Source organism: Lactobacillus pasteurii DSM 23907 = CRBIP 24.76 (assembly GCF_000297025.1).
In the GTDB taxonomy this organism is placed as follows: domain Bacteria; phylum Bacillota; class Bacilli; order Lactobacillales; family Lactobacillaceae; genus Lactobacillus; species Lactobacillus pasteurii.
Genome location: NZ_CAKD01000023.1, coordinates 198,721 through 224,074, shown reverse-complemented (window position 1 = coordinate 224,074; position 25,354 = coordinate 198,721). Strand labels below are relative to the sequence as shown.

The following is a 25,354-nucleotide window of genomic DNA, read 5'->3' as shown; positions in this document are numbered from 1 at the left end:
GTAGGAGAGCGCGGCATGGCAGATAAAGGTTTATTATTAGTTTTATCAGGTCCTTCAGGTGTTGGAAAAGGAACTGTTAAGAGTTCAATTGTTGATAACAAGGTTTTTCCATTTGAGTATTCTGTCTCAATGACTACTCGCAAGCCTCGTCCAGGCGAAGTGGATGGCAAAGACTACTACTTTGTAACCGAAGAAAGATTCAAGCAGGCAATTGCCGATGGAGAATTGCTAGAATATAACAAGTATGTTGGCAATTATTACGGTACTCCATTAGCACCGGTAAAGAACTTGCTTAAAGAAGGCAAAGATGTTTTACTAGAAATTGATGTAAATGGTGCACAAAAAGTTAGAGAAAAGATGCCAGATGGTGTCTTCATCTTTTTGACCCCGCCAGATTTACATACTCTTCATTTACGACTAGAAAATCGTGGAACTGAGTCTGAAGAAGTAATTCTTGGCAGAATCAAGCAAGCGCGTAAAGAAATCCTTGTGATGCAAGATTACGATTATGCGGTTGTTAATGACACCGTTGCTAATGCAGTTGATCATATTAAGGCAATTGTTGATGCAGAGCATGTTAGCGTTAAGCGCGTTATTGATGACTATCGCCAAATGGTTAGAGAGGATTAATTATGAGAATTACATATCCATCAATTGATGATTTACTTGAAAAGGTTGATTCACGTTACTCATTGTCAGTTTTAGCAGCTAAGAGAGCTCATCAATTAGAAGCTGGCGATCCATCAGCTTTGAAGATCTTCAAATGTGATAAGGCTGTAGGCCAGGCTTTAGAAGAAATCGAAGCTGGTAAGGTTACAGTTGATTTATCAATTGAAGCTTAACTAGATTAATCTGAAAATTGGTTACTAAGATAAGACAGGCTGGGATTAATCCCGGCCTGTTTTTGGTCAGGAGGGAAAATGATTGCACAGGTAATCGTAGATATTGCTGCCAAACAAACAGATCGAATTTTTGAATACCATGTTCCTGACGAACTAGCTGATATTGAGATTGGTTCAAGAGTTTATGTCCCATTTGGTCCGCGAAAATTACAGGGATTTGTTGTCGGTTTAACCGATAGTAGTGAATATAAGGGAGAATTGAAGGATCTTTTATTAGTCGTGGATGAAATGCCGCCACTAACTAAGGAATTGGTACAGCTGTCAGATGATCTTTCTAAGGATATTTTTTCATATCGAATTAGTATTCTAAAGGCCATGCTGCCAAGCGTCATGCGTGCTAATTATCATAAAATTTTGCAGCCAGCTGATGAGCAAGCGGCCAATTTGCCAATTTTTCAAGGAGATCCACTAGACTTGAATCAAGCAATGGATCCCAAACTAGCTGGCCAAGTTAGAAAGTTACTGGCAAATAAACAAGCAAAAGTTGAATACATTATCGAAAATCGGGCTAAAAGTAAAACTGAAAATCAATATGAACTGCTAGTTGATAAGGATGAGTACATCAAGATATACAACACCTTGCGTCAAAATGCTGTCAAACAAAAGCAACTCTTGATGGACGTGATTGAGAATTTTGATCAGTATCCTAAAAGACAAAAGCAGCTAGAACAAGATGCACAGGTCAATGGTGCGACTTTGACTAATGCTGTTAAAAGGGGCTGGCTGAAGAAAAATGAAGTTGAAGTTTATCGTGATCCGCTAAAAGATGAATCAAATTTTGTTGCTAAAAAAATTGAGCTTAATTTACAGCAGCAAGATGCTTTGTCAAAAATTAGTCAGAGCATTTTACAAACTGAAAATAAAACTTTTCTCTTGGAAGGTATTACTGGTAGTGGAAAAACTGAAGTCTACTTGCATGCGATTGCCCGTACGCTTGATTTTGGAAAAACTGCACTGATGCTGGTGCCAGAAATTTCGCTTACTCCGCAGATGGTGTCGCAAGTCAAGGCTAGATTTGGACAAGAAGTTGCCGTTTTGCATAGCGGTTTGTCAGAAGGAGAGCGCTATGATGAATGGCGCAAGATCAGACAAGGAAAAACCAAAGTTGTTGTTGGAGCCCGTAGCGCGATTTTTGCACCATTGACCAATATCGGCTTGATCATTATCGATGAAGAACATGAATCGTCTTATAAGCAAGAGACTGAACCACGTTATCACGCTAGGGATGTTGCCATTTGGCGTAGCAACTTTAATCATTGCCCTTTGGTTCTTGGTAGTGCAACCCCATCACTAGCAAGCCGAGCTAGAGCGCAAAAGAATGTTTATCAGTTATTGACTCTTACTCAAAGAGCAAATAAAAAGCAATTGCCTCAGGTCAACTTGATTGATTTAAAGCAGGTTCAGTTTGCCGGATCACAATTTGATCTCTCAGTAGGACTAGTTGAAGCAATTCGCAATCGACTAGAAAAAAGAGAACAAGTGATCTTGATGCTCAATCGCCGGGGCTTTGCGAATTTTATGCTTTGTAGAGAATGCGGCTTTGTTTTAAAGTGTCCAAATTGTGACTTGTCTTTAACTATGCATAAAGACAGCCAAAGCATGCAATGCCACTACTGTGGCTATACAACGCAGATTCCTTATCGCTGCCCAAATTGTCAAAGCTCGCAAATTCGTTTCTTAGGAACGGGAACGCAAAAAGTTCAAGAGGAATTGCTTGAATTGATTCCAAATGCCCGAATTTTGCGGATGGATGTAGATACAACCAGAAGAAAGGGAAGCTATAAAAAGATTTTAGACAGCTTTGCTAATCATGAAGCTGATATTTTATTAGGAACACAGATGATTGCCAAGGGTCTGGATTTCCCTAATGTAACCCTAGTTGGCGTGGTCAACGCCGATACTGGTTTGTGGGTGCCAGATTACAATTCGTCTGAGCGAACTTTTGAATTGTTGACGCAAGTTTCAGGTCGAGCTGGTCGAGCAGAAAAAACTGGCGAAGTCCTGATTCAAACTTATAATCCTGAACATTATGCAATAAAATTGGCTCAAACTCAGGATTATGAGCAATTCTATCGCTATGAAATGCGTGTGCGTCATATGGGCAACTATCCGCCATATTTCTACACAGTTTTGATTTCAATTGCTTCTAAAAATGAACAAGTTGCAGCTAAGGAAGCATTTAAGATTCGTCGTCAGTTGCAAGGAAATCTAAATAAAGATACGATTATTTTAGGTCCGACCCCGAGTGCAATTTCTCGATTAAAAAATCAATATTATTACCAAATACTGGTAAAATATAAAAAAGAAGACAACCTAAATAAGTTATTGCATCAAATTCAAGATGATGCGCAAGGCGTTAAAAAATATGGGTTAAATATCTACATAGATAAGGAACCAGAACGAATACTTTAAGGAGAGAATTAATGATATCAATCATTTTTATGGGAACACCTAATTTTGCTGTTCCAATTTTGGAAGGCTTGCTTGAAGCAGGATATGACATCAAGGCTGTTGTTACTCAACCCGATAAAAAGGTTGGTCGCAAGCAAATTGTTACCAAGACTCCAGTTAAAATTGCAGCTGAGGCTCATGATTTAAAGGTATATCAACCAGTAAAACTATCTGGCTCGCCAGAATTAGAAGAATTAATGGAACTTCAAGCCGATTTGATCGTGACAGCAGCTTATGGACAATTTTTGCCAACTAAGTTCTTGAATTCAGTTAGAATCGCAGCCGTAAATGTTCACGGATCATTGCTTCCAAAATATCGCGGTGGTGCACCAATTCAATATTCATTGCTTAACGGCGACGCTCAAACTGGAATTACCATTATGGAAATGGTAAAGAAGATGGACGCTGGTGATATGTATGCCCAAAAGGCAATCGACATCTTGCCAGAAGACACTACTGGTAGTTTATTTGACAAATTGTCATTAGTTGGTCGAGACTTGCTTTTAGAAACTTTGCCAAAAATTATCGATAATAGTATCGAAAAAGTTGCTCAAGATGAAAGCAAGGTTGTCTTTTCACCAAATATTTCAAAGGATCAAGAAAAGATCAGTTCAAAATTGACTGCAACGCAAGCAAACAACTTGATTCGTGCCTTGAATCCAGATCCAGGTGCCTACATTGAAATGAATGGCAAGCGTTTGAAGGTTTGGAAAGCAGAAGTGGCTGAAGAATCAACTAATATTGAGCCAGGCTGCTTAGTTGACAACAAAGGCCGTTTTGCACTTAGCTTTGCCGGTGGCAGCGTTTTGAATCTTTTGGAATTACAACCTGCTGGTAAGAAAGCAATGAATGTAAAGAACTTTCTTAATGGACAGGGAAGCAAATTTGTAGCAGGAGAGAGAATTTTTGACTAAGAATACAGCTCGTTCAGTTGCCCTAGATATTCTGATCAATATTTTGACCAAAAATTCATATTCGAATATCAGTTTGAATCATAGCTTGGAAAATGCCCAATTAAGTCAAGCCGACCAAAACTTGGCTACAAATATTGTATATGGGACAATCCAGCACAGAATTTTCTTGGAGTACCAATTAAAAGACTTGATTCAAACTAAGTTAACTGAGAAACATTTAATGCCACTTTTGCTCATGAGCGCATATCAAATAATCTTTTTGGATAAAGTTCCAGCTCGTGCCGTTTTGGATGAAGCAAACAAGTTAGCCAAAAGCTATGGCTCTAAGCGCTCAAATGGCTATCGAATCGTCAATGGAGTTTTGCGCTCACTGACTAGACGAGGGGTAGTTTTGCCAGATGATGAAAATAGCATCGAATATCTAAGCGTCAAAGAAAGTATGCCGCAATGGCTAGTAGAATATTTCGTTAAAGAATGGGGCAGACCAAGAGCGCAAGCAATGTTTGCTAGCTTTAATGAAACGGCCAAAAATTCTATTCGAGTTTCTAGCTTAGCTGATCAAGAACAAGTGTTTACGCAATTGACTCAGCTTGGCTATGAGCCAGTTAAGTCTGATCTTTCGCCAAGCAACCTAATTTTGAAACATGGTGGGGTTATTAAGGAAGACTTATTCAAAAATGGTGATATTACCATTCAAGATGAAGCAGCTGGCTTAGTAGTTCAAGCCTTTGATTTCAAAGGGGATGAGCAAGTATTAGATGCCTGCAGTGCTCCTGGCGGCAAAACAGTTCAAATTGCTGAACATTTAACTACTGGTCAAGTGACCGCTTTAGACATTCACAAAAATAAGTTGAATTTGGTTAAGAAAAACGCTCAGCGAATGAAAGTGGCTGACAAGCTTAAAGTAGCCGCAATCGATGCTAGAGCGTCAGATAGTTATTTCTCAGATCAAAGATTTGATAAAATATTGGTGGATGCACCATGTTCTGGTTTAGGCTTGATGAGACGAAAGCCAGAGATTCGCTATACTAAAAAGCCAGAAGATTTAGTTAATTTGCAAAAAATTCAGCTAGCAATCCTGGACCATGTTAGCCAGCTTTTAAATAAAGGCGGAGAATTAGTTTATTCAACTTGTACGATTTCCCGGCAAGAAGATGAAGACGTAATTGAAAAATTCTTGATGGCGCATCCAGCTTATAGTTTGGAAAAATTTGAAGTCGCAAAATTAAAATCCGATTCAGGCATGCTCAAGATTTTGCCAGATGAATTCGGAAGCGATGGATTTTTTATTGCAAAGTTAAAATTGCGAGGTTAAGTTTTGATAGAAACAGCATATGCTTCAAGTATTGGTAGAATACGTAAAAGCAACCAAGATTTTGTAAAAGTATTTAAAAATAAAAGTGGTGTTACATTAGCGATTGTGTGTGATGGCATGGGTGGACACCAAGGTGGGGATGTTGCTTCGACAATGGCTGTTAGTCATTTAGGACATAACTTTATTGCCACCGATTTTACTGATCCAAAACCTGCGCGCAAGTGGCTTGAGGTACAACTTACTTCTGAAAACGAAACAATCTTGAAGGCAGCAGACCGCTTCCCAGATTTAAATGGCATGGGCACAACCATTGTGCTTGCTTTTACCTTTGAAGATAGCGCCTTAATTGCCCACTTAGGAGATTCACGGGCTTACAGCTATGCTGATGGCAAGTTCGTGCAATTGACTCAAGACCATTCATTAGTCAATGAACTAGTAAAGATGGGTCAAATTACCAAAGAGCAAGCTAAGCATCACCCACAAAAGAATATTATTACGCAAGCACTAGGCGTCTCTAGCACAATTGATCCTGAGTTTGCTGAAATTCAGCTAAAAGCTGGCGATGCGCTCTTGCTTTGTACGGATGGTTTGACCAACTCCTTGTCTGATCCACAGATTCAGCAGATTTTAGCAACTAAAGATCTGACTTTAAAGGATCGCTGCATTAAATTAATCAACGAAGCAAATAGACTCGGAGGCGGGGATAATATTACCGTCTGCCTAGTATGGTGCAAGGAGGAAGACGGTAAATGATCGATAAAGGTTATTTGCTGGGAGAGCGCTATCGAATAATTGATATATTAGGCGAAGGTGGCATGGCTAATGTCTATTTGGCCGAAGATATTATTTTGCAAAGAAAAGTCGCAGTAAAGCTTTTAAGACTGGATCTAAGAAAAGAACCACAAACTGAGTCTCGTTTTCAAAGAGAAGCTCTAGCGACTAGCGAACTAAGTCATCCTAATATTGTTTCGGTTTTAGATGTTGGCACAGATCAAGGCTTGCCATACATGGTAATGGAGTACGTAGATGGGCCGGATTTGAAGGATTATATCCGCGAAAATTCGCCGCTTGATCTGGATGAAGTAATCAGAATTATGGATCAAATTTTGAGCGCGGTTGCCCTAGCTCATAAACATAATGTGATTCATAGAGATTTGAAGCCACAAAATATTCTGATGGATCAAAGAGGAAATGTTAAAATTGCCGATTTCGGAATTGCAGTAGCTTTAAATCAAAGTTCGATTACTCAAACCAATGCAGTTATGGGCTCGGTTCATTATATGTCGCCTGAGCAAACTCGTGGCGGGTTAGTTACAGCTCAATCAGATATTTATTCTTTAGGAATAATTTTGTATGAATTGATTACGGGGACTGTGCCATTTAGTGGAGAAACCCCGGTTTCTGTAGCTTTAAAGCATGCCCAAGAGCCAATACCTTCGATTAGAAGAAAAGATAAGAAAGTACCACAGGCGCTTGAAAATGTTGTTTTAAAAGCAACTTCAAAAGATCCACGAGATCGTTATGCTTCTGCCCAAGCGATGCAAGCAGATTTGGACACCAGTCTGGAACTTAGTCGCAGGGATGAACCAATTTTTAAACCGCAATATGGCTTAAAAAACGATGACCCGACGATTGTTTTATCAGATATTAATGCCAAAAATAAGCCAAAAGCTGACAGCAAAGCTCCTAAGACTCAAGAAAAAGTGCCGTTTTGGCAGAATGTTAGAAAGCATTGGCTTTGGTTTGTCTTTATTGGAATTGCAGCGGTGTTGATTGTTTCAATTATGGCTTTTGCTTTAACAGGCAAAAATACCACCGTGGTTCGTATACCAGATGTCACTAACATGACTGAGGGCAAGGCAAGGACCAAGCTTGAAAAGGCAGGGCTAGTTGCTGGAAAGATTCAGCATAAAGAATCCGACAGCATTGATGCCGGCAAGGTAATTTCAACTAATCCATCTGCCGGCTCAACCGTCAAAAAGGGTCGAAGCGTTGATCTGGTAGTTTCAAAGGGAGCTGGAATGGTTAAAGTACCCGATGTAACAGGTATGGACTATGAAGATGCCGTCAATAAGCTTGAAAAATTGGGCTTTAGCGTAATCCGGGAAAATCAGAATTCAACTACTGTGCCAGAAGATGAAGTTATTTCTCAAAGCGTTGCTGCTGGAGTTGAAGTAAAGCCAAGTCAAACTACGATAACCTTGGTTGTCTCACAAGGCGATAATAAGGAAGATGACAAAGACACCATTAAATTGAAAGATTTGACTGGTGAAACTTTGTCAAGCGCCCAAGAATACGCTGAAAAGAATGACCTAACATTGCAGATCACGCAAGACTATTCTGATACGGTTGAAAAAGATCATATCATTTCGATGAAACCTGAAGCTGGTACAGAAGTTCATCCAGGATCTACAATAACGATCACTGTATCTAAGGGTAAGGCTGACGAAGTGACAACCGAGATTACTAAGACTTTCACGGTTAATTACGTTGACAACAATTCTTCTGAAGATATAGACAAAGATGCCGACGATAGCAGTCAAAGCAGCGATAATTTAGGCAACCATATTCAAATTTACATTAAAGACGACAACCATTCCTTGAGTAATATTTACCGCGATCTATATATTCATGACGATATGAATTTCTCAATTCCGTTTTATTTGAAGAATGGATCGGGTCAATTAAAGGTTATTCGCGATGGGGAAACCATCTTAAATGAAAAGGTGACTAAATGACAGTCAAAATAGAGCAAGGGACAGTTATTAGTCTAAATGCAGGCTTTTATGATGTTCAAACTGATAAAGAAGTAATTAGAACAAGAGCTAGAGGTGTTTTTCGTCAAAAAAACCAAAAACCTGCTGTTGGCGATAAAGTAGAGATCAAGCATGATGAACAAGGTACCAGCTACTTGGTAAAAATTTTGCCTAGAAAAAACCGTATCGGTCGGCCTGCTGTAGCCAATGTTAGTCATGTTTTGCTAGTGATTTCAGCAGTTGAACCAGATTTTTCTGTACAGTTGTTAGATCGTTTTTTGACTTTCTTTGCCTGGCAAAATGTTAAAGTGACGATCTATTTATCAAAAGCCGATCTAGTCGATCCACAAAAATTGGCTGAGATAAAAGAAAATCTGAATTATTATGCTAAGATTGGCTACCCGGTTTTCACTGATAAGAAGCTTTTAGAGCAAGAATTGCCATCATTGATTGGAGTGGATGAAATTTGGACTTTAGCCGGCCAATCAGGAGCTGGAAAGTCAACTTTATTGAATTATTTGAAGCAAGATGCCAACCAGTCTACAGCGGCAATTTCAACAGCTTTAAACCGCGGAAAGCATACGACAAGAGTTGTACAGCTTTTCAGACTTGAACAGGGCTTTTTGGCAGATACGCCAGGATTTTCAGCAATTGATTTAACGCCAATTAAGTTGGTTGATTTGGCCAATTATTTTGTGGAATTTGTTCAAGCAAGCAGCAACTGCAAATTCCGGGGTTGCCAACATTTAAAAGAGCCTAAATGCGAAGTAAAGCGCCTATTAGAAGAAGAAGTTATCCTAGCAAGTCGCTATGAAGATTATTTGGCGCTAAGAGAAGAGATTAGTGAGGGAAGAATTCCCGAGTATTTGAAGTGATTGAGGTAAAAAATGATAATCGCACCATCAATTTTGAATGCAAATAATTTACAATTAGGAAACGATATTAAGAAGGCTTCAGAAGCTGGAATTACGAGATTTCATATTGACATTATGGATGGACATTTCGTTCCTAATTTGTCATATGGCCCACAATTGGTTAAGGATTTTAAACGCGAATTCCCAATGACTGATGCAGAAATCCACTTGATGAGTGACAATCCTAAGGATTTGATTCCAGCTTTTGTTCAAGCAGGAGCTGATTTATTGGAATTTCACTATGAAGCAATGGACGAAGGCCAAGTTAGCTATTGGTTAGATTACTTAGCTTCAAATGGAGTAAGACCGGGTTTGGTTTTGAATCCTGATACGCCAGTTTCAGTTTTAGACAAGTTTGCGCCAAAATTGAAGCAGGTTTTATTGATGACTGTTTATCCTGGATTTGGCGGTCAAAAATTCATCGAAGCATCAATTGATCGAATTAAAGAAGCTAGAAAAATTATTGATCAAACTGGCTCAAGAATTACCCTTGAAGTCGATGGCGGCATTAATGCAGATACAATCAAGCTTGCTAAAGATGCTGGAGCCAATGTTTTTGTGGTTGGCTCTTACTTATTCAAAGATGGCGATGTTGCAGGCAAGGTTAATAAACTTAACGAGATTCTAGCATGATAGCTTACGCATTATTAGGAGGCCCAAAAGAAGAGTGGCCCATAGATATTAAAGATATTTTGCTAAAAGCGCAAAACAATCATGATTTGATCATTGGAGTGGATCGAGGGAGTCTGCTTTTAGAAGAATTAGGAATAACTCCAGACTTAGCTGTTGGCGATTATGATTCTTTAAAAAAGGCTGAACTAGCTCAAATTGAACATTCAGTGGCAGATATTAGATATTCCAACCCGATAAAAAATTACACTGATTCGGAGTTAATGATTCGAATTGCTTTTGAAGAATATCAAGTCGATTCCTTGGTAATTTTGGGTGCCACTGGCGGAAGAATTGACCATTTCTTGGTTAATATGTTCATGATGCTTAATCCAGACGTTCGTCAGTATAGTGAAAAGATTGTTTTGCTAGATCGCCAAAATAAGATCCGCTATTATCTGCCAGGACAACATAAGATTGCCTGGGAGAATTATCCTTACTTTGGCGTGGCTACTTTGTCTGCAGTGGATAATTTGACCATAGCTGAAGCTAAATACCATTTAGAAAATTACTCAGTAGCTTATCCGCAAATCTTTTCTTCAAATGAATTTGCGGATAAGGGCAAAGATTTCAAATTATCTTTTGCCAAGGGGATGGTTAGCGTAATTTTTTCAAAGGATCTTGAGCGCTTTTATCATCTTAACAATTAAAAAATTGCACAATAAAACACCCTATCTAGTCTAAATCGACCGGATAGGGTGTTTTGTTGCGTTGTACTACAAGCACAAGCGCCTTTTTTATCTGAATTCAAACAAAAAAGAAAGCCTATCAAATAAATGATAGATAAGCTTCTCTTCGCATTAAACGCGAGTAACTTTACCTGACTTCAAAGTCTTGGTTGAAACCCAAACACGCTTTGGCTTACCATCAACAAGAATACGAACCTTTTGAAGGTTTGGCTTCCATGCACGACGAGTTGAGTTCAAGGCGTGTGAACGAGTGTTACCGAAAGTAGTCTTCTTGCCAGTTACAAAATCCTTTGCCATTTGCTAAACCCCCTTTACTTGTAATCATACTTTATAACGATAGCATAACTTTAAATTCAATTCAACCAAAAAAGTATTTTACTTCTGTTGTTTTCACTAAAATTTTTCTTTTTACTATGATAAAATTGATTCATATGTAAAGACAATAAAGACGGAGGAAAAACATGGCTGTTAAAATCAAAACAAAAGATGGTTTGATTGATATTTCAAACGGAGTAATTGCAACTGTTGTTGGTAGTGCAGCTACGTCTAATTACGGCGTTGTTGGTATGGCATCAAAAAATGCTATTCGCGATGGTTTTGATGGAATACTTAATCGAGCAAATTACAAACGCGGTGTTGTTGTCAAGTCAGAAAATAATGAAATTACGGTTGATGTTTATATCATTGTTGGTTACGGCTTAAAGATTTCAGAAGTAAGCCGTAACGTTCAAGGTAGTGTTAAGTACAATTTGAAGAATCAGCTTGGAATAGATACCAAGGCCGTTAATGTCATCGTTCAGAGCGTTAAGGTACTTGACGAATAACACAAGCGGAGGTTATAAGATTGGTTTTAAAGGAAATAAGTAGTAAACAATTCAGAGATATGGTGCGTGTAGCTACTCACCGTATGAGCAAGAATGCAGAGTTTGTCAATTCATTGAATGTCTTCCCAGTGCCAGATGGCGATACTGGAACAAACATGAATTTGACTATCGAATCTGGTGCTAAGGCAGTTGCCGAAAACAATAGTCAAAATGTTGGCGATTTGACCGAAAGCCTTGCTAAGGGAATGTTGATGGGAGCACGTGGAAATAGTGGGGTTATTACTTCTCAGCTATTTAGAGGTTTCTATAAAGCAACTCAAGGTATGAAGACCTTGAATGCTCAAGAATTATCTGATGCATTCTCAAATGGTGTTGTCACAGCTTATAAGGCGGTTATGAAGCCAGTTGAAGGTACAATTTTGACTGTTGCTAGAGTAGCAGCTTTAGAAGGTGCCAACAAGGTTAATGAAACTGACGATATTGAAGAAGTTATGAAGGCGATTGTTGAAGGTGCTAGAAAAGCTCTTAAGACTACGCCAGATTTATTGCCAGTTTTGAAGCAAGTTGGAGTTGTTGACTCAGGTGGTCAAGGCTTGCTCTTCATCTATGAAGGCTTCTTAGAAGGTTTATTAGGCGAAAACTTTGCCGACAAATATCAACCTAGCTCAGAAGAAATGGATGAAATGCTGAAGGCAGAACACCACAAGGGTACTATCTCTCAACTTTCTACCAAGGACATCGTTAATGGTTACTGTACTGAAATCATGGTCGACTTGCAGGCTGATCTTCCAGATAAAAAGCCATTTGATCTTGAAGAATTCAGAAAGCACCTTTCAAAATTAGGTGATTCCTTATTGGCTGTTTCTGATGGCGAAGTTGCTAAGGTTCACGTTCACACTGAACACCCAGGCGATGTCTTCCAATACGGAAGCCAATTCGGTCAACTTGGAAAGATCAAGATTGACAATATGAGAATCCAACACGAAACCATCGTCAACGATGATGAAGAAAAGCAAGAAGCAGTTGAATTTGCAGTTATTGCTGTTTGCTCAGGAAACGGTATTAGAAAGTTATTCGAAAGCGAAGGCGTAAACCGCATTATCTCTGGTGGTCAAACAATGAACCCATCAACTGCGGATATTGTTGATGCAATTAAGAAATCCGGTGCTAAGCAAGCCATCCTGCTTCCAAACAACGGCAACATTGTTATGGCTGCTCGTCAAGCTGCAGAAGTTAGTGATATCCCAGTAGGAATTGTACCAACCAAGACAATTTCTCAAGGCTTGACTGCAATGCTCGCCTTTGACCCAGAAGCTTCAGTAGATGAAAATGTTGAAGCAATGACTGAAGAACTTGGCTCAGTTGTTTCAGGTGAAGTAACTAGAGCTAACCGCGATACTAATATTGATGATGTAGAAATCCATAAGGATGATTACCTTGGTATTGTCGATGGTAAGATTAAGGTAGCCGATGTCGACTTGGTAGATGCCAGCGTGGAAATGATCAAGAAGATGCTTGATGAAGATTCAGAAATCGTAACTATTATGTATGGCCGCGATTCTAACGAAGCTCAAGCAGAAGAAATTCAAGCTAAGCTTGAAGAAGAATTTGAAGATCTTGAATTTGAAATTCATGATGGTGGTCAACCGGTTTACAATTTCTTAGTTTCGGTAGAATAATGACAAGCAGTGCATTATTCAAACCTGTGACTGATTTAAAGGGCGTAGGGACAAAGACTGCAGCTGATTTAGGAAGCCTGGGAATATACAGCATCTATGATTTGCTTTACTATTTTCCATTTAGGTATGATGAATTGCAGACTTTGCCATTTGACCAACTTATGGATGGTCAAAAAGTCCTATTAAAGGGAATAATTGCCACTGAACCATATCTTAGTCGATTTGGCTATAAAAAAAGCCGCTTAAGCTTTAAGTTGAAAATTGACCATGATATTGTCATGGTCAATTTTTTTAATCAGCCATGGGTAAAATCTCAACTAGAAGTTGGCCAAGAAATAGCTGTCTATGGAAAATATGAGCTCTCTCGGCAGAGTTTATCGGCTTTCAAGTTAATTGCCAAAAAAGAAAATGAATCGGGTATGGCGCCGATTTATTCGGTTAATCGTCACATTAAGCAAAAAAAGTTAGTTGGCTTAATTGATCTGGCTTTAGAAGAATTTGCCGATCAAATTGTTGATCTAGTGCCTAAATCTATCAGAAGCAAGTATCGCTTGATGAATGAAAAAGATTTGGTTTTGCGCATGCATCATCCTAAAAACGGAATTGAAGCGCAACTTGCCAAAAGAAGTGCAATTTTTCGTGAGTTTTTCATTTTTCAATTGCAACTGGCAGAATTAGGTCACCAGATCAAAGAAAATATCAATGGTATTCCTAAGAAGTACGATCTTAATGAGATAAAAGAATTAACTAATTCTCTGCCGTTTGAATTATCTGATGATCAAAAGCAAGTAATCAATGAAATTTACGCTGATATGCACTCAGGTAGGCAAATGAGGCGGCTATTACAAGGGGATGTAGGTTCAGGAAAAACCATTGTAGCTGTTTATGCGATTTTTGCGGCCATTACGGCTGGCTATCAGGCCGCTTTGATGGTTCCAACCGAAATTCTAGCTACGCAGCATTTTGATAAAATCGAAGAGCTTCTGCGGCCTCTTGGCGTTAGGGTAGCCTTATTGACAGGAAACACTAAAACGCTGGAGCGACGAGAGATTTATCGCGAATTATTAGACGGAACGATTAATGTTGTAATTGGAACTCATGCTTTGATTCAACCTAATGTCATTTTTAAGAATTTGGGCTTGGTAATTATTGATGAGCAACACCGTTTTGGCGTTGCTCAAAGGCAAAGTTTAATTAATAAAGGCCCTTGTCCAGATATCTTGGCGATGACAGCAACGCCAATTCCGCGAACTCTTGCTTTGACCGTTTATGGCGAAATGGCAGTATCTGAAATTAAACACCTGCCATCAGGTCGTAAACCGATAATTTCTAACTGGCGAACCAGTAGTCAATTAGATGAGGTCTACCAAAAGGTTAAAGAGCAATTGCAAGAAGGTTTTCAGGTTTATGCAGTTACGCCATTGATTTCTGAATCAGAAGTCTTGGATCTAAAGAATGCAGAAGTCTTGTATGAAAACTTGAAAGCAGACTTTCCAGATCAAAGTGTGGTTTTGCTTCATGGACAAATGCCCGGAGCTCAAAAAGATGAGATTATGGCTGATTTTGCTGCGGGAAAGGTCAATATTTTGGTAACCACCAGTGTGATCGAAGTTGGGGTGGATGTTCCTAATGCCAACATTATGATTATTTACAATGCGGATCACTTTGGCTTAAGCCAGTTGCATCAGCTGCGAGGGCGGATTGGTCGTGGCCAAACGCAGAGTTATTGCTATTTCATTGCTGACCCTAAAACTGATTCAGGCAAAGCTAGAATGAGAATAATTTCTGAGACTACGGACGGCTTTAAATTAGCTGAAGAGGACTTGAAGATGCGCGGAGAAGGGGATTTATTTGGTCGTGCGCAATCGGGCTTGCCAGAGTTTAAAGTTGGAAATGTAGTCAATGATTACAATACAATGGTAGTAGCTCAAAAAGTGGCTAAAGACATTGTTGAAATTGATCCGGATTTGCAAGAACCTGAACACCAAGTTCTGCAAGAAATTTTGGATTATAAGAAGTTAGAACAAAATCGTTTATAGAAAAGATTGTGATGATTATTTATGAAGACAATTGCAATTGATGCAATGGGGGGAGAAAATGCTCCTAAGGCAATCGTTGACGCTGTTTTAAAGGTTCAACCTGAATTGCCAGACACTAAAATGATCTTATTTGGAGATCAAGCTAAGCTTGAAGAATTAATTCCTGCAGATAAATTGGGCGAAAAATTAGAAATAGTCGCAACTAGCGAAATCATTTCTGATGAAGATGAACCAGTTAAGGCCATCCGTAGCAAGAAAGATTCTTCAATGGTTGTAGCTGCTCGATATGTTAAAGAAGGTAAAGCGGATGCCCTATTTTCACTTGGAAATACTGGGGCATTGCTTGCTAGTGGAATTTTTATTATTGGTAGAATAAAGGGAATAAATCGCCCAGGCTTGATGCCAACTCTACCAGCAAGCAATTCTGAAAATGGCTTCAATATCATCGATGTTGGTGCAAATGCCAAGAGTAAGCCAGAATACCTCATTCAATGGGCCAAAATGGCTGCTTACTATGCCGAAAAAGTGCGCGGAGTAAATAATCCTAAGGTCGCCTTGCTCAACAATGGAGCTGAAAGCGACAAGGGGGACGATTTGCACCAAGCAACTTACCAACTTTTAGCTGATAGCGATTTGAATTTTATCGGGAATATTGAAGGTAATGAATTGATGACAGGCAAGGCAGATGTTGTCGTAACTGATGGCTTCAGTGGGAATATTGCCCTAAAGAGCGTTGAAGGGATGTCTAGCGTGTTATTGCATTCATTAAAGGACAGCTTACTTAATAATGGACTTAAGACCAAAGTTGGTGCTTTAATGATAAAGGGGGCACTTGGCGATTTGAGAAAGAAGTATGATACTGCTCGCCACGGCGGAGCCGTTTTACTTGGACTCAATGCCCCAGTTGTCAAAACACATGGCCGATCAGATATTCGACCTGTTTACTACACTTTGAAACAAATTGACAAGATTCTAGCAGAAGACTTAATCGAAGGCTTCAAGCACGAATTTAGCAAGCAAGAAGAGGGGAAATAAAATGACAGAAGACGAAATTTTTAATAAAATCAGTTCATTAATTTCTGATAATTTTGATATTGATAGCAACAACATTTCTCTTTCAACCAAATTTGCAGAAGATCTCGAAGCAGACTCAATTGATTTGGTAGAGTTTATTCTTCAATTGGAAGATGAATTTGGTGCAGAAATTTCAGACGAGGACGCTGAAAAAATAAAAACTGTTGGTGATGCAGTGGCTTATATCAAGGCACATCAAGGATAATTTTTCAAAAAAAGGTCGTTCTCTATTTGCAAGAGAACGATTTTGTGTTTATAATTAGAAATTAAATTAAGGAAATTAACCGCACTTTAATTATTGGACGGTACAATGAGATGGAGGAATGACCCTTGGAGAAGCAAAGTGATCTCTTATTAGATATCCAACACTTGCATACGGCATATCGTTTGCAAGGGGATTTTTATGATGCCGCCGATGATGTTAGTTTGACTTTAAAGCGTGACAAGATTTTAGCCATTGTAGGTGAATCTGGTTCAGGTAAAAGTACAATTGCATCAAGTATCATTGGTTTGTATGACCACAAAAATACCAAAGTTACTGGCGATATCTTATACAATGAATTGAATTTGGTAGGCTTGAATGAAGCCTTGTTCAATAAGGTTCGTGGCGATAAGATTGGAATGATCTTTCAGGATCCGCTAGCCAGTTTAAATCCATTGATGCGTGTTGGTGATCAAGTTGCTGAAACTCTTTATTACCATACTGATATGGATGAAAAGGCACGTCATGCAAGAGTTATTGAATTGTTCAACCAGGTTGGTATGCCAAGACCTGAAGAAATGTACATGAACTACCCACACGAATTGTCTGGTGGTTTGCGTCAGCGTGTAGTTATCGCGATGGCGATTGCATGTAAGCCTGAAATTATCATTGCCGATGAACCAACTACTGCTTTGGATGTTACTATTCAAGCTCAAATTTTGGACTTGCTTGAAGATATTCAAAGACAATCCCACTCAGGTATTATTTTGATCACTCACGATTTGGGCGTTGTAGCTGAAACTGCTGATGAAGTTGCAGTTATGTACGCAGGCCAAATTGTTGAACGTGCTGATGTTAAGACTATTTTCGAAAATCCATTACATCCGTACACTAGATCACTATTAAATTCTATGCCACAAAACGAGGATGAAGATGAGGACTTGCACGTTATTCAAGGTACAGTTCCATCACTTAAGAACATGCCAAGAACTGGTGACCGTTTTGCTGCTAGAATTCCTTGGATTCCAGCTAGTGCTCACGAAGAGAATCCACAAATTCACGAAGTTGAACCAGGACATTTTGTAAGATGTACTTGCTGGAAGAGTTTCCGTTTTGAAGATCAAAATGCTGAAACTGAAGCATAAGCGGGGAGAAGTTTATGGGTAAAGAAATAATTCAAATCAAAGATTTAAAAGTTTATTATCCAATCAGATCAGGTTTTTGGAATAGAATCACTGACTACGTTCGTGCCGTAGATGGAGTAAACTTCTCAATTAATGAAGGCGAAACATATGGTTTGATTGGTGAATCAGGTTCAGGTAAGTCAACTACTGGTAAGGCAATCGTTGGGATCGAAAAGGTTACTGGCGGTCAAATTATGTACAAGGGCGTTGACATTACTAAGGCTTCTAACAGAAAGAAGCTTAACTACAACAAAGATGTTCAGATGATTTTCCAGGATTCAATGTCAAGTATGAATCCAAGAAAGAGAATCGAAGACATCATTGCTGAACCTATTAGAAACTTCGAAAACTTGACTACTGATCAAGAAAGAGATCGCGTACAAGAACTTTTGGATATCGTAGGTATGCCAAGCGACGCAATTTACAAGTATCCACATGAATTCTCAGGTGGACAAAGACAAAGAATTGGTGTTGCTAGAGCCGTTGCTACTAATCCTAAGTTGATCATTGCCGATGAACCAACTTCAGCTTTAGACTTATCTGTTCAAGCTCAGGTTTTGAACTTTATGAAGCATATTCAACAACAATACAATATTGCTTACTTGTTCATTTCCCACGACCTTGGTGTGGTTAAGCACATGTCAGAAAACCTTGCAATTATGCACCGCGGACGTTTGGTTGAACTTGGTAGCCGTGATGAGATCTACAAGCATCCAATGCACATTTATACTAAGAGATTGCTTTCAGCTATTCCGCAAGTTGATGTAGCAAACCGTGAAGCTCATAAGGCAGAACGTGAACGAGTAGAACACGAATTTTTGGAAAACCAAAGCAAATGGTATGATGCAGATGGTCGCGTATTCCCACTTCAAGAAGTTACGCCAAACCACCTTGTTGCGCTTCCAGAAGGCGGAATTCGAGCAGCTATTCAAGAAGAACAAAATGAAAAGGAGAGTGATTAAGTATGTGGAAAACCGTTTTACGTCGTTTGTTAATCATGATCCCTCAGTTGATCATTTTGAGTATGTTGGTCTTCCTCTTAGCTAAGATGATGCCTGGTGACCCATTTACTGGTGCTATCAACCCAAACACTGACCCTAAGCAAATTGAAGCCTTAAAGCGTGCTGCTGGATTGTATGATCCTTGGTACATTCAATATGGTAGATGGGTTGGAAATCTATTCCATGGTGATTTAGGTACTAGTTATATTCAACACGTTTCAGTTTCATCATTGATCTGGGACCGTGCTGTGAACACTTTCTGGTTGTCACTCTTAACTACTATTATCACTTACGCAATCGCAATTCCTTTGGGTATTACTGCTGGTCGTCACCAAGATGAATGGCAAGATACTGCAGTTCAAGTATTTAACTACATTACTTTTGCTATTCCAGGTTTCGTATTCTACATCTTAGGTTTGTGGTTATTCGGATTTACTTTAGGTTGGTTCCCAATCTCAGGTTCAGTTTCTGCAAGTGCTTCTGGTTTCTGGGGAGTGCTAGGCAGTCGTTTGTATCACATGATCTTGCCAGCAATTCTTTACGCTTTGATCACAACTACAGGTACTGTTCAATACTTGAGAACAGGTATTGTTGACAACAAGGTTGAAGACTACGTAAGAACTGCTAGAAGTAAGGGTGTTCCAGAAAACGTTGTGTTTAATAAGCACATTTTGAGAAACTCATTGCTTCCTATTGCTGCCTTCTTAGGTAACACTATTACTGGTTTGCTTGGTGGTTCAATGATTATTGAAACTGTCTTCAGTTATCCAGGAATGGGTAAGTTGTTTATGGATTCAATTGGACAACGTGACTACACTACTTTGACAGCTTTAATTCTTATCTTTGGTATTTTGACACTTGTTGGTAACTTGCTTTCAGATATTATCATGAGTATCATTGACCCACGTATTAGAATTCAATAGGAGGAGGAGAGAAAATGGCTAAGAAAACTAAGAAGCAAAATGATGCTGTAAAAGATGATCAAACTAAAGTCTCTCTTCCACCTTCGGGTTTCAAAGTTATTGTACGAGAGATTGTGAAAGATAAGGTTGCGCTTGCTGCCTTTATCCTCATTGTTTTAATTTTAATTTTCACTTTCGGAGGCTCACTATTCTTAAGCAAGAGTAGCGTTTCTGAAATTAACATTGTTGAGTCCTACTATGGTTGGGGTCAAAATGGACACCTGTTTGGTACTGATGATGGTGGACGTGATATCCTTAACATGTTGATCATGGGTGGACGTAACTCTATCCTGATCGGTATCTCAGTTACTGTGATTACTGAATTAGTAGGGTTGGTAGTTGGATTGGTAGCTGGTTACTACGGTGGTTTGATTGACTCAATTATTATGAGAATAGTTGACTTTATTCAAATCTTGCCAAGATTCCCAATTATCATTGTTTTGACTACTGTGCTTTCTCACTACAATGCGGTAACTTTAGTATGGTTGATTGCGATGTTTGGTTGGACTGTAACTGCCAGATACTTCCGTTCATTTGTTCTTTCACAAAGAGAACGTGACTACGTTTTGGCATCTAAGACTTCTGGTTCATCTGACTTGAAGATTATGTTCCGTGAAGTACTGCCAAATATTACCTCAATGATTATCATCGACGTTGTTTTGAGTATTGCTGGTAATATCGGTGTTGAAACTTCCTTGTCATTCTTGGGCTACGGGTTGCCACCAACAACTCCATCACTAGGAAGCTTGATTGCCTTTGCCAATGACCCAGTTAACGTTATTAACCGTCCATGGTTATGGTTACCTGCAACTATCTTGCTTTTGATAATTTCATTGAGCGTTAACTACGTTGGTCGTGCCTTGCAACGTGCCGGTGACGCAAGACAACGTGAAAACTAACTTTAGAAGTTAACAAATAAAAAATAAGTTGGAACTAGTTTCCAGCTTATTTTTTTGCCTATTTTGTTTAGTCATTCAATAATATAAATAAAGATAAAGTCTCATAAGACTGACTTTATTTATCATAAATAGCAAAGTTGTCCAATTTATGAAAAATACAAAGCTAAAAATTATTTAATAAAACTGTTGCATTCTTTCATAAATGTGTTAATATTAAATCATCAACTTGATTCCAAAGAACAAAAAAACAAAACTTTTAGAATTGGGGTAAGTACAATTATGAAAACAAAGAAGATTTTAGCATCCGTTGGTGTATTGACTGGTGCAGCTTTAGCATTAGTAGCTTGTGGCAATAAGAGTAATACTAAGGATAATTCTGGCTCAAAAGAAGCAGAAAAGTTCCCAGCAAAGACTCCTGTAAAGGCAGTTAAGAAGGGTGGCTCAATTAACGTAGCCCTTGAAACTGATACTCCATTTACTGGTATTTTTGAAGATGGTTTGTCAACTTCAGCAATTGACTCAAGCGTTAGCCAATTTGGTGATGAAAGCTTGTTTGCGGTAACTGACTCATACACAATTACTAATGATGGTGCTGCTACTTTTAAGCTCGACCGTAAGGCAAAGACTGTTACTATCACTGTTAAGAAGGGCGTTAAGTGGTCAGATGGTAAGCAAGTTGTTGCCAAAGACTTAGAATATCCTTATGAAGTTGTTGCAAACAAGGATTCAGGCTCACAAAGATATACTGGTGCTTTAGCTAACATTGAAGGTATTGCAGAGTACCACAGCGGCAAGGCAAAGACTATTTCAGGTCTTGAAATGCCAGATGGCGAAAATGGTAGAACTTTGGTAATCCACTTCAAGAAAGTGACACCAGGTATGACTCAATCAGGTAACGGCTACTTCCTTGAATATGCTGACCCATACCACTACTTAAAGGATGTTCCATTTAGCAAATTACAATCATCTGATAAGGTACGTAAGAATCCTATTTTCTTTGGACCATACAAGTTATCTAAACTTGTTCGTGGTCAATCAGCTACTTGGACTCCTAACAAGTACTACTGGAGAGGTCAACCAAACCTTGACAAGATTACTATTTCTGTAGTTTCACCTAACTCAGCAACTCAAGCTATTAAGAGTCACAAGTTCGACATTGCCGAAGTTGTTAACGCACAATGGAAGCAAGTTAAGAACACCAAGAATGTTAACTTCGTTGCTAGAGTTCCACTTTCATATTCATACCTTGGCTTTAAGGTAGGTAAATGGGATTCTAAGAAGGGCGAAAACGTCATGGATCCAAACTCCAAGATGGGTAACAAGGCTCTTCGTCAAGCTATTGGTTACGCAATGAACATCGACCAAGTTCAAGAACACTACACTCAAGGTTTGACATTCAGAGTTAACACTTTGATTCCTAAGCAATTTACCAAGTACTACAACAGCGATCTAAAGGGATTCCCATACAACCTTAAGAAAGCTAACGAATTGCTTGACAAGGCTGGATACAAGAAGAAGGGTACTTACCGTGTACAACCAAATGGCAAGCCTTTGACTATCTACTTGGCAGCAATGTCAGGAAGAGTTAACCAAGAAGCAATTGTTCAGAACTACATCCAACAATGGAAGAAGATTGGTTTGAACGTTAAATTGACTGGTGGCCGTTTGTCAGAATTTAACTCATTCTACGACAAGGTTCAAAACGATGCTAAGGGTATCGACATGTTCATGGCTGCTTGGTCATTGTCAAGTGAACCATCACCAGCCGACCTTTACTCAAAAGAAGCTCCATTTAACTTTGAACGTTTTGTAACTGCAGAAAACACTAAGTTGCTCAACGATATCGATTCAGATAAGTCTTTTGACAACTCATTCCGTGTTAAGACTTTCAAGGAATGGCAAAAGTACATGAACGATCAAGCTTACGTAATTCCAATGACTAACAGCTACGAAATCAGTGCTGTTAACAGCAAGCTTACTGGCTACTCAACTAAGCCAAGTGATTCTAACCAATTATGGTACAAGGTTGGATTTGCTAAGTAGTCACACATAACCTAAAAATCATAACAATATATCTAATCCTTTAACTAACACAATTTACTAACTAATAATTCTTACTTAACTAACATGCGAAATCAGGACTTATTCTGGTTTCGCTTTTTTGTTATAAATAATAATAAAATAACAGGACTTGTAATTTTTCTGCAATAATGATAAGATCTTTTTTATCAACTTGCTCCAGTTATTGGAGGATTTTTTAATGAAAAAAGCCAAAATTTTTGCAGGCATCACTCTTTTATCAGGTGCTGCTTTAACTTTAGTAGCTTGTGGTAAGTCAAATAATCAATCAGTTGACGAAACCAAAACTGCTTCAAAGTTCAGTGACACTGTTCCAGTTAAAGCTACTAAAGATGGCGGTACAGTAAAGGTTGCAGTTGAAACAGATACTCCATTTACCGGCATCTTCAACGACGAATTGTCAACTTCAGCTATCGATAGCGAAGTTTCACAATACGGTTCAGAAAGTTTATTTGCAACTGACGATCACTACAAGTTTACTGACAAGGGTGCAGCAACTATCAAGATCGATCAAAAGGCAAAGACTGCTACCATTACTATCAAGAAGGGTGTTAAGTGGTCAGATGGCAAGCAAGTAACTGCTAAAGACTATGAATATGCCTATGAAATCATTGCTAACAAGGATAGTGGCTCACAACGCTATTCTTCAAGTTTAGCTGAGCTTGAAGGTTTAGCAGAATACCATGATGGCAAGTCAAAGACTATTTCCGGTATTGAAATGCCAGATGGTGAAAATGGTCGCGTAGTAGTATTGCACTTTAAGCACATGGCACCAGGAATGAACACTTCCGGAAGTGGCTACATTTGGGAAACTGCAGCTCCTTATCACTACTTGAAGGATGTTGCATTTAAGGACTTGATGGCAAGCGACAAGATCCGTAAGAAGCCTCTTTACTTTGGTGCTTACAAGCTTGACAAGATCGTTCGTGGTCAATCAGTTACCTGGGTACCAAACGAATACTACTACAAGGGTAAGCCAAAGATTAGCAAGATTGTTGCTACAGTTATTTCACCAAACTCTGTTGCTCAATCAATCAAGTCTGGAAAGTTTGACGTTACTGAAGTTATTAAGTCACAATGGCAAAACGTTAAGAACACCAAAGATGTTAACTTTATCGCTCAAATTCCTTTGGCATACTCATACCTTGGCTTTAAGGTAGGTAAGTGGGATTCTAAGAAGGGCGAAAATGTCATGGACAAGAACTCCAAGATGAACAACAAGGCTCTTCGTCAAGCCATTGCTTATGGCATGAACGTAGAACAAGTTGGTAAGCGTTACAGCTTTGGACTTTCATTTAGAGTTCCTACTTTAATTCCATCATCATTTGGTGAATACCACGACAGCAGCATCAAGGGTTACACTTACAACCTTAAGAAGGGTAACGAAATTCTTGACAAGGCTGGCTACAAGAAGAAGGGTGAATACCGTGTACAACCAAACGGCAAGCCTTTGACTATTTACTTGGCAGCTATGTCAGGCAACTCTAATCAAGAACCAATCATTCAAAACTACATCCAACAATGGAAGAAGTTAGGTTTGAATGTTAAGTTGACTGGTGGTCGTTTGATCGAATTCAACTCATTCTACGACAAGGTTAAGAATGACGACCCGTCAGTAGACATGTTCTTGGCAGCATGGTCATTGTCAAGTGAACCATCACCAGCCGACCTTTATGGCAAGACTTCACCATTCAACTACAGCCGTTTTGCAACTGCTGAAAACCAAAAGCTATTGGATGAAATCGACTCAGCTAAGGCATTTAATAACTCATACCGTGTAAAGGCCTTCCACAAGTGGCAAAAGTACATGAATGATGAAGCTTACGTAGTTCCAGTTTCAAACAGCTACAAGATCGTTGCTGTAAACAAGAAGCTTACTGGTTACTCACTCAAGCCATCAAAATCAATGGGTAATGGTTATCCAAACTGGTACGATGTAGCTTTAGTTAAATAATCTGGCAAATTGATAATTTGTTTTTTTACAAGAAACGTCCCTCTATTTGAAGGGCGTTTTTTTGCTACTAAATTTATGAATTAATTTCGATTAGATAATCTTTTTTATATTTTAAAAACCCTGTATAATTAAGGATTGAATGAAAGGTTGGAAAAATGGTAAACAAAGAATTTATTGAGCAATTAGATGAAAAATATGGAATTAAATTTCATAAAATCGAACTTTTAGAAGAAGCTTTTACACATTCTTCTTATGCAAATGAACATCCAGAAGGTTCTAGAGACTATGAAAAGCTAGAATTCTTGGGCGATGCTGTTTTGGAATTGGCAATTTCTGACTACCTTTATCGCCATTATCCAAAATTGAATGAAGGCGAATTGACTAGAATGCGTTCTAACATTGTTAGAACTGAAGGCTTTTCAGAATTTGCGATTGAATGTGGCTTTCAAGATCAGATAAATCTTGGTAAGGGTGAAGAAAAAGCAGGATCACGTAACCGAAAAACATTACTTGAAGATGTTTTTGAAGCGTTTAATGGCGCACTTTTCCTTGATCAAGGTTTACCTGCTGTGCAAAAATTCCTTCACTTGACAGTCTATCCATTGATTGATCGAGGCGAATTCGATGATTCACGTGATTACAAGACTGATTTGCAGGAATTTTTACAACAAAATGGACCAGTTGAGATTGAATACAACACGATCAGCGAGTCACAATTGCCATCACACTTTGTAGTTGAATTGAAGGTAAATGGCAAGTTGCAATCTCATGGTGAAGGTCATAATAAGAAATCAGCTGAACAACAAGCAGCCAAGGCGGCTTTAGCTGAATTAGAGTAGGAGCGATT

Annotated in this window: 23 protein-coding genes; 22 read left to right on the top strand and 1 reads right to left on the bottom strand. The window is 38.8% G+C overall.

Translation table 11 applies throughout. The annotated features are described in order from the left end of the window. Positions 1-15: 15 nt before the first annotated feature. From gmk to BN53_RS07195, 10 genes are all read left to right on the top strand, one after another. The gene (gene gmk, locus BN53_RS07240) at positions 16-630 is read left to right on the top strand and encodes a guanylate kinase (protein WP_009560300.1); all 615 of its coding nucleotides are present in this window, start codon (positions 16-18) and stop codon (positions 628-630) included. Positions 631-632: 2 nt separating this feature from the next. Continuing rightward, positions 633-842: a DNA-directed RNA polymerase subunit omega gene (rpoZ, locus tag BN53_RS07235; RefSeq protein ID WP_009560299.1), complete on the top strand. Its 210-nt coding sequence runs from the start codon at positions 633-635 to the stop codon at positions 840-842. Positions 843-920: 78 nt separating this feature from the next. Then, positions 921-3,314: a primosomal protein N' gene (gene priA, locus BN53_RS07230; protein ID WP_009560298.1), complete on the top strand. Its 2,394-nt coding sequence runs from the start codon at positions 921-923 to the stop codon at positions 3,312-3,314. A gap of 11 nt (positions 3,315-3,325) precedes the next feature. Beyond that, positions 3,326-4,267, top strand: coding sequence for a methionyl-tRNA formyltransferase (gene fmt, locus BN53_RS07225; RefSeq protein WP_040537381.1), 942 nt, complete (start codon positions 3,326-3,328; stop codon positions 4,265-4,267). Beyond that, positions 4,260-5,582 (top strand): 16S rRNA (cytosine(967)-C(5))-methyltransferase RsmB, encoded by a 1,323-nt coding sequence (rsmB, locus tag BN53_RS07220; protein ID WP_009560296.1) that lies wholly within the window; start codon positions 4,260-4,262, stop codon positions 5,580-5,582. Before fmt ends, rsmB begins: the two co-directional genes overlap by 8 nt. Before the next feature lie 3 nt (positions 5,583-5,585). Further along, a complete protein-coding gene (locus BN53_RS07215) occupies positions 5,586-6,335 on the top strand; it encodes a Stp1/IreP family PP2C-type Ser/Thr phosphatase (RefSeq protein ID WP_009560295.1) in 750 nt (249 codons plus the stop codon). Then, entirely contained in the window at positions 6,332-8,320 is a 1,989-nt protein-coding gene (gene pknB, locus BN53_RS07210; protein WP_009560294.1) for a Stk1 family PASTA domain-containing Ser/Thr kinase, read from the top strand. Before BN53_RS07215 ends, pknB begins: the two co-directional genes overlap by 4 nt. Beyond that, positions 8,317-9,213: a ribosome small subunit-dependent GTPase A gene (gene rsgA, locus BN53_RS07205; protein WP_009560292.1), complete on the top strand. Its 897-nt coding sequence runs from the start codon at positions 8,317-8,319 to the stop codon at positions 9,211-9,213. Before pknB ends, rsgA begins: the two co-directional genes overlap by 4 nt. A gap of 12 nt (positions 9,214-9,225) precedes the next feature. Next, on the top strand, positions 9,226-9,885 hold the full coding sequence (gene rpe / locus BN53_RS07200; RefSeq protein WP_009560290.1) for a ribulose-phosphate 3-epimerase: 660 nt from the start codon (positions 9,226-9,228) through the stop codon (positions 9,883-9,885). Then, complete coding sequence (locus tag BN53_RS07195; RefSeq protein WP_009560289.1) at positions 9,882-10,571, top strand: thiamine diphosphokinase; 690 nt, start codon at positions 9,882-9,884, stop codon at positions 10,569-10,571. Before rpe ends, BN53_RS07195 begins: the two co-directional genes overlap by 4 nt. Positions 10,572-10,721: 150 nt before the next feature. On the opposite strand, the gene rpmB is transcribed toward BN53_RS07195, so the two are convergent. Next, a complete protein-coding gene (gene rpmB / locus BN53_RS07190; protein ID WP_009560288.1) occupies positions 10,722-10,907 on the bottom strand; it encodes a 50S ribosomal protein L28 in 186 nt (61 codons plus the stop codon). Between the two features lie 164 nt (positions 10,908-11,071). Here rpmB and BN53_RS07185 point away from each other — a divergent pair, with 164 nt between their 5' ends. The 12 genes from BN53_RS07185 (at position 11,072) to rnc (ending at position 25,346) form a co-directional block, all read left to right on the top strand. Next, positions 11,072-11,434, top strand: coding sequence for an Asp23/Gls24 family envelope stress response protein (locus BN53_RS07185; protein WP_009560287.1), 363 nt, complete (start codon positions 11,072-11,074; stop codon positions 11,432-11,434). A 20-nt stretch (positions 11,435-11,454) separates the two neighbouring features. Further along, positions 11,455-13,113, top strand: coding sequence for a DAK2 domain-containing protein (locus tag BN53_RS07180; protein WP_009560286.1), 1,659 nt, complete (start codon positions 11,455-11,457; stop codon positions 13,111-13,113). After that, the gene (gene recG / locus BN53_RS07175) at positions 13,113-15,152 is read left to right on the top strand and encodes an ATP-dependent DNA helicase RecG (RefSeq protein WP_009560285.1); all 2,040 of its coding nucleotides are present in this window, start codon (positions 13,113-13,115) and stop codon (positions 15,150-15,152) included. Before BN53_RS07180 ends, recG begins: the two co-directional genes overlap by 1 nt. A 21-nt stretch (positions 15,153-15,173) precedes the next feature. Then, on the top strand, positions 15,174-16,187 hold the full coding sequence (gene plsX / locus BN53_RS07170) for a phosphate acyltransferase PlsX (protein WP_009560284.1): 1,014 nt from the start codon (positions 15,174-15,176) through the stop codon (positions 16,185-16,187). A gap of 1 nt (position 16,188) precedes the next feature. Next, positions 16,189-16,431, top strand: coding sequence for an acyl carrier protein (acpP, locus tag BN53_RS07165; RefSeq protein WP_009560283.1), 243 nt, complete (start codon positions 16,189-16,191; stop codon positions 16,429-16,431). A 125-nt stretch (positions 16,432-16,556) separates the two neighbouring features. Continuing rightward, entirely contained in the window at positions 16,557-17,573 is a 1,017-nt protein-coding gene (locus BN53_RS07160) for an ABC transporter ATP-binding protein (protein ID WP_009560282.1), read from the top strand. A 14-nt stretch (positions 17,574-17,587) separates the two neighbouring features. Then, a complete protein-coding gene (locus tag BN53_RS07155) occupies positions 17,588-18,574 on the top strand; it encodes an ATP-binding cassette domain-containing protein (RefSeq protein ID WP_009560281.1) in 987 nt (328 codons plus the stop codon). A gap of 2 nt (positions 18,575-18,576) precedes the next feature. Beyond that, on the top strand, positions 18,577-19,536 hold the full coding sequence (gene opp4B, locus BN53_RS07150; RefSeq protein ID WP_009560280.1) for an oligopeptide ABC transporter permease: 960 nt from the start codon (positions 18,577-18,579) through the stop codon (positions 19,534-19,536). Between the two features lie 14 nt (positions 19,537-19,550). Further along, positions 19,551-20,474: an ABC transporter permease gene (locus tag BN53_RS07145; protein ID WP_009560279.1), complete on the top strand. Its 924-nt coding sequence runs from the start codon at positions 19,551-19,553 to the stop codon at positions 20,472-20,474. 279 nt (positions 20,475-20,753) lie between these two features. After that, on the top strand, positions 20,754-22,517 hold the full coding sequence (locus BN53_RS07140; protein WP_009560278.1) for an oligopeptide ABC transporter substrate-binding protein: 1,764 nt from the start codon (positions 20,754-20,756) through the stop codon (positions 22,515-22,517). 217 nt (positions 22,518-22,734) lie between these two features. Next, positions 22,735-24,507, top strand: coding sequence for an oligopeptide ABC transporter substrate-binding protein (locus tag BN53_RS07135; RefSeq protein WP_009560277.1), 1,773 nt, complete (start codon positions 22,735-22,737; stop codon positions 24,505-24,507). A gap of 155 nt (positions 24,508-24,662) precedes the next feature. Further along, complete coding sequence (rnc, locus tag BN53_RS07130) at positions 24,663-25,346, top strand: ribonuclease III (protein ID WP_009560276.1); 684 nt, start codon at positions 24,663-24,665, stop codon at positions 25,344-25,346. The last annotated feature ends 8 nt before the right edge of the window (positions 25,347-25,354 follow it).

Excerpts from the sequence above, each read along its gene's own strand:
- priA (WP_009560298.1), top strand. The coding sequence starts at position 921 with ATGATTGCACAGGTAATCGTAGATATTGCTGCCAAACAAACAGATCGA.
- rnc (WP_009560276.1), top strand. The coding sequence starts at position 24,663 with ATGGTAAACAAAGAATTTATTGAGCAATTAGATGAAAAATATGGAATT.
- recG (WP_009560285.1), top strand. The coding sequence starts at position 13,113 with ATGACAAGCAGTGCATTATTCAAACCTGTGACTGATTTAAAGGGCGTA.
- opp4B (WP_009560280.1), top strand. The coding sequence starts at position 18,577 with ATGTGGAAAACCGTTTTACGTCGTTTGTTAATCATGATCCCTCAGTTG.
- acpP (WP_009560283.1), top strand. The coding sequence starts at position 16,189 with ATGACAGAAGACGAAATTTTTAATAAAATCAGTTCATTAATTTCTGAT.
- rsgA (WP_009560292.1), top strand. The coding sequence starts at position 8,317 with ATGACAGTCAAAATAGAGCAAGGGACAGTTATTAGTCTAAATGCAGGC.
- BN53_RS07185 (WP_009560287.1), top strand. The coding sequence starts at position 11,072 with ATGGCTGTTAAAATCAAAACAAAAGATGGTTTGATTGATATTTCAAAC.
- rpe (WP_009560290.1), top strand. The coding sequence starts at position 9,226 with ATGATAATCGCACCATCAATTTTGAATGCAAATAATTTACAATTAGGA.
- plsX (WP_009560284.1), top strand. The coding sequence starts at position 15,174 with ATGAAGACAATTGCAATTGATGCAATGGGGGGAGAAAATGCTCCTAAG.
- pknB (WP_009560294.1), top strand. The coding sequence starts at position 6,332 with ATGATCGATAAAGGTTATTTGCTGGGAGAGCGCTATCGAATAATTGAT.
- BN53_RS07140 (WP_009560278.1), top strand. The coding sequence starts at position 20,754 with ATGAAAACAAAGAAGATTTTAGCATCCGTTGGTGTATTGACTGGTGCA.
- BN53_RS07135 (WP_009560277.1), top strand. The coding sequence starts at position 22,735 with ATGAAAAAAGCCAAAATTTTTGCAGGCATCACTCTTTTATCAGGTGCT.
- BN53_RS07145 (WP_009560279.1), top strand. The coding sequence starts at position 19,551 with ATGGCTAAGAAAACTAAGAAGCAAAATGATGCTGTAAAAGATGATCAA.
- BN53_RS07155 (WP_009560281.1), top strand. The coding sequence starts at position 17,588 with ATGGGTAAAGAAATAATTCAAATCAAAGATTTAAAAGTTTATTATCCA.
- rpoZ (WP_009560299.1), top strand. The coding sequence starts at position 633 with ATGAGAATTACATATCCATCAATTGATGATTTACTTGAAAAGGTTGAT.
- fmt (WP_040537381.1), top strand. The coding sequence starts at position 3,326 with ATGATATCAATCATTTTTATGGGAACACCTAATTTTGCTGTTCCAATT.
- gmk (WP_009560300.1), top strand. The coding sequence starts at position 16 with ATGGCAGATAAAGGTTTATTATTAGTTTTATCAGGTCCTTCAGGTGTT.
- rpmB (WP_009560288.1), bottom strand. The coding sequence starts at position 10,907 with ATGGCAAAGGATTTTGTAACTGGCAAGAAGACTACTTTCGGTAACACT.
- BN53_RS07195 (WP_009560289.1), top strand. The coding sequence starts at position 9,882 with ATGATAGCTTACGCATTATTAGGAGGCCCAAAAGAAGAGTGGCCCATA.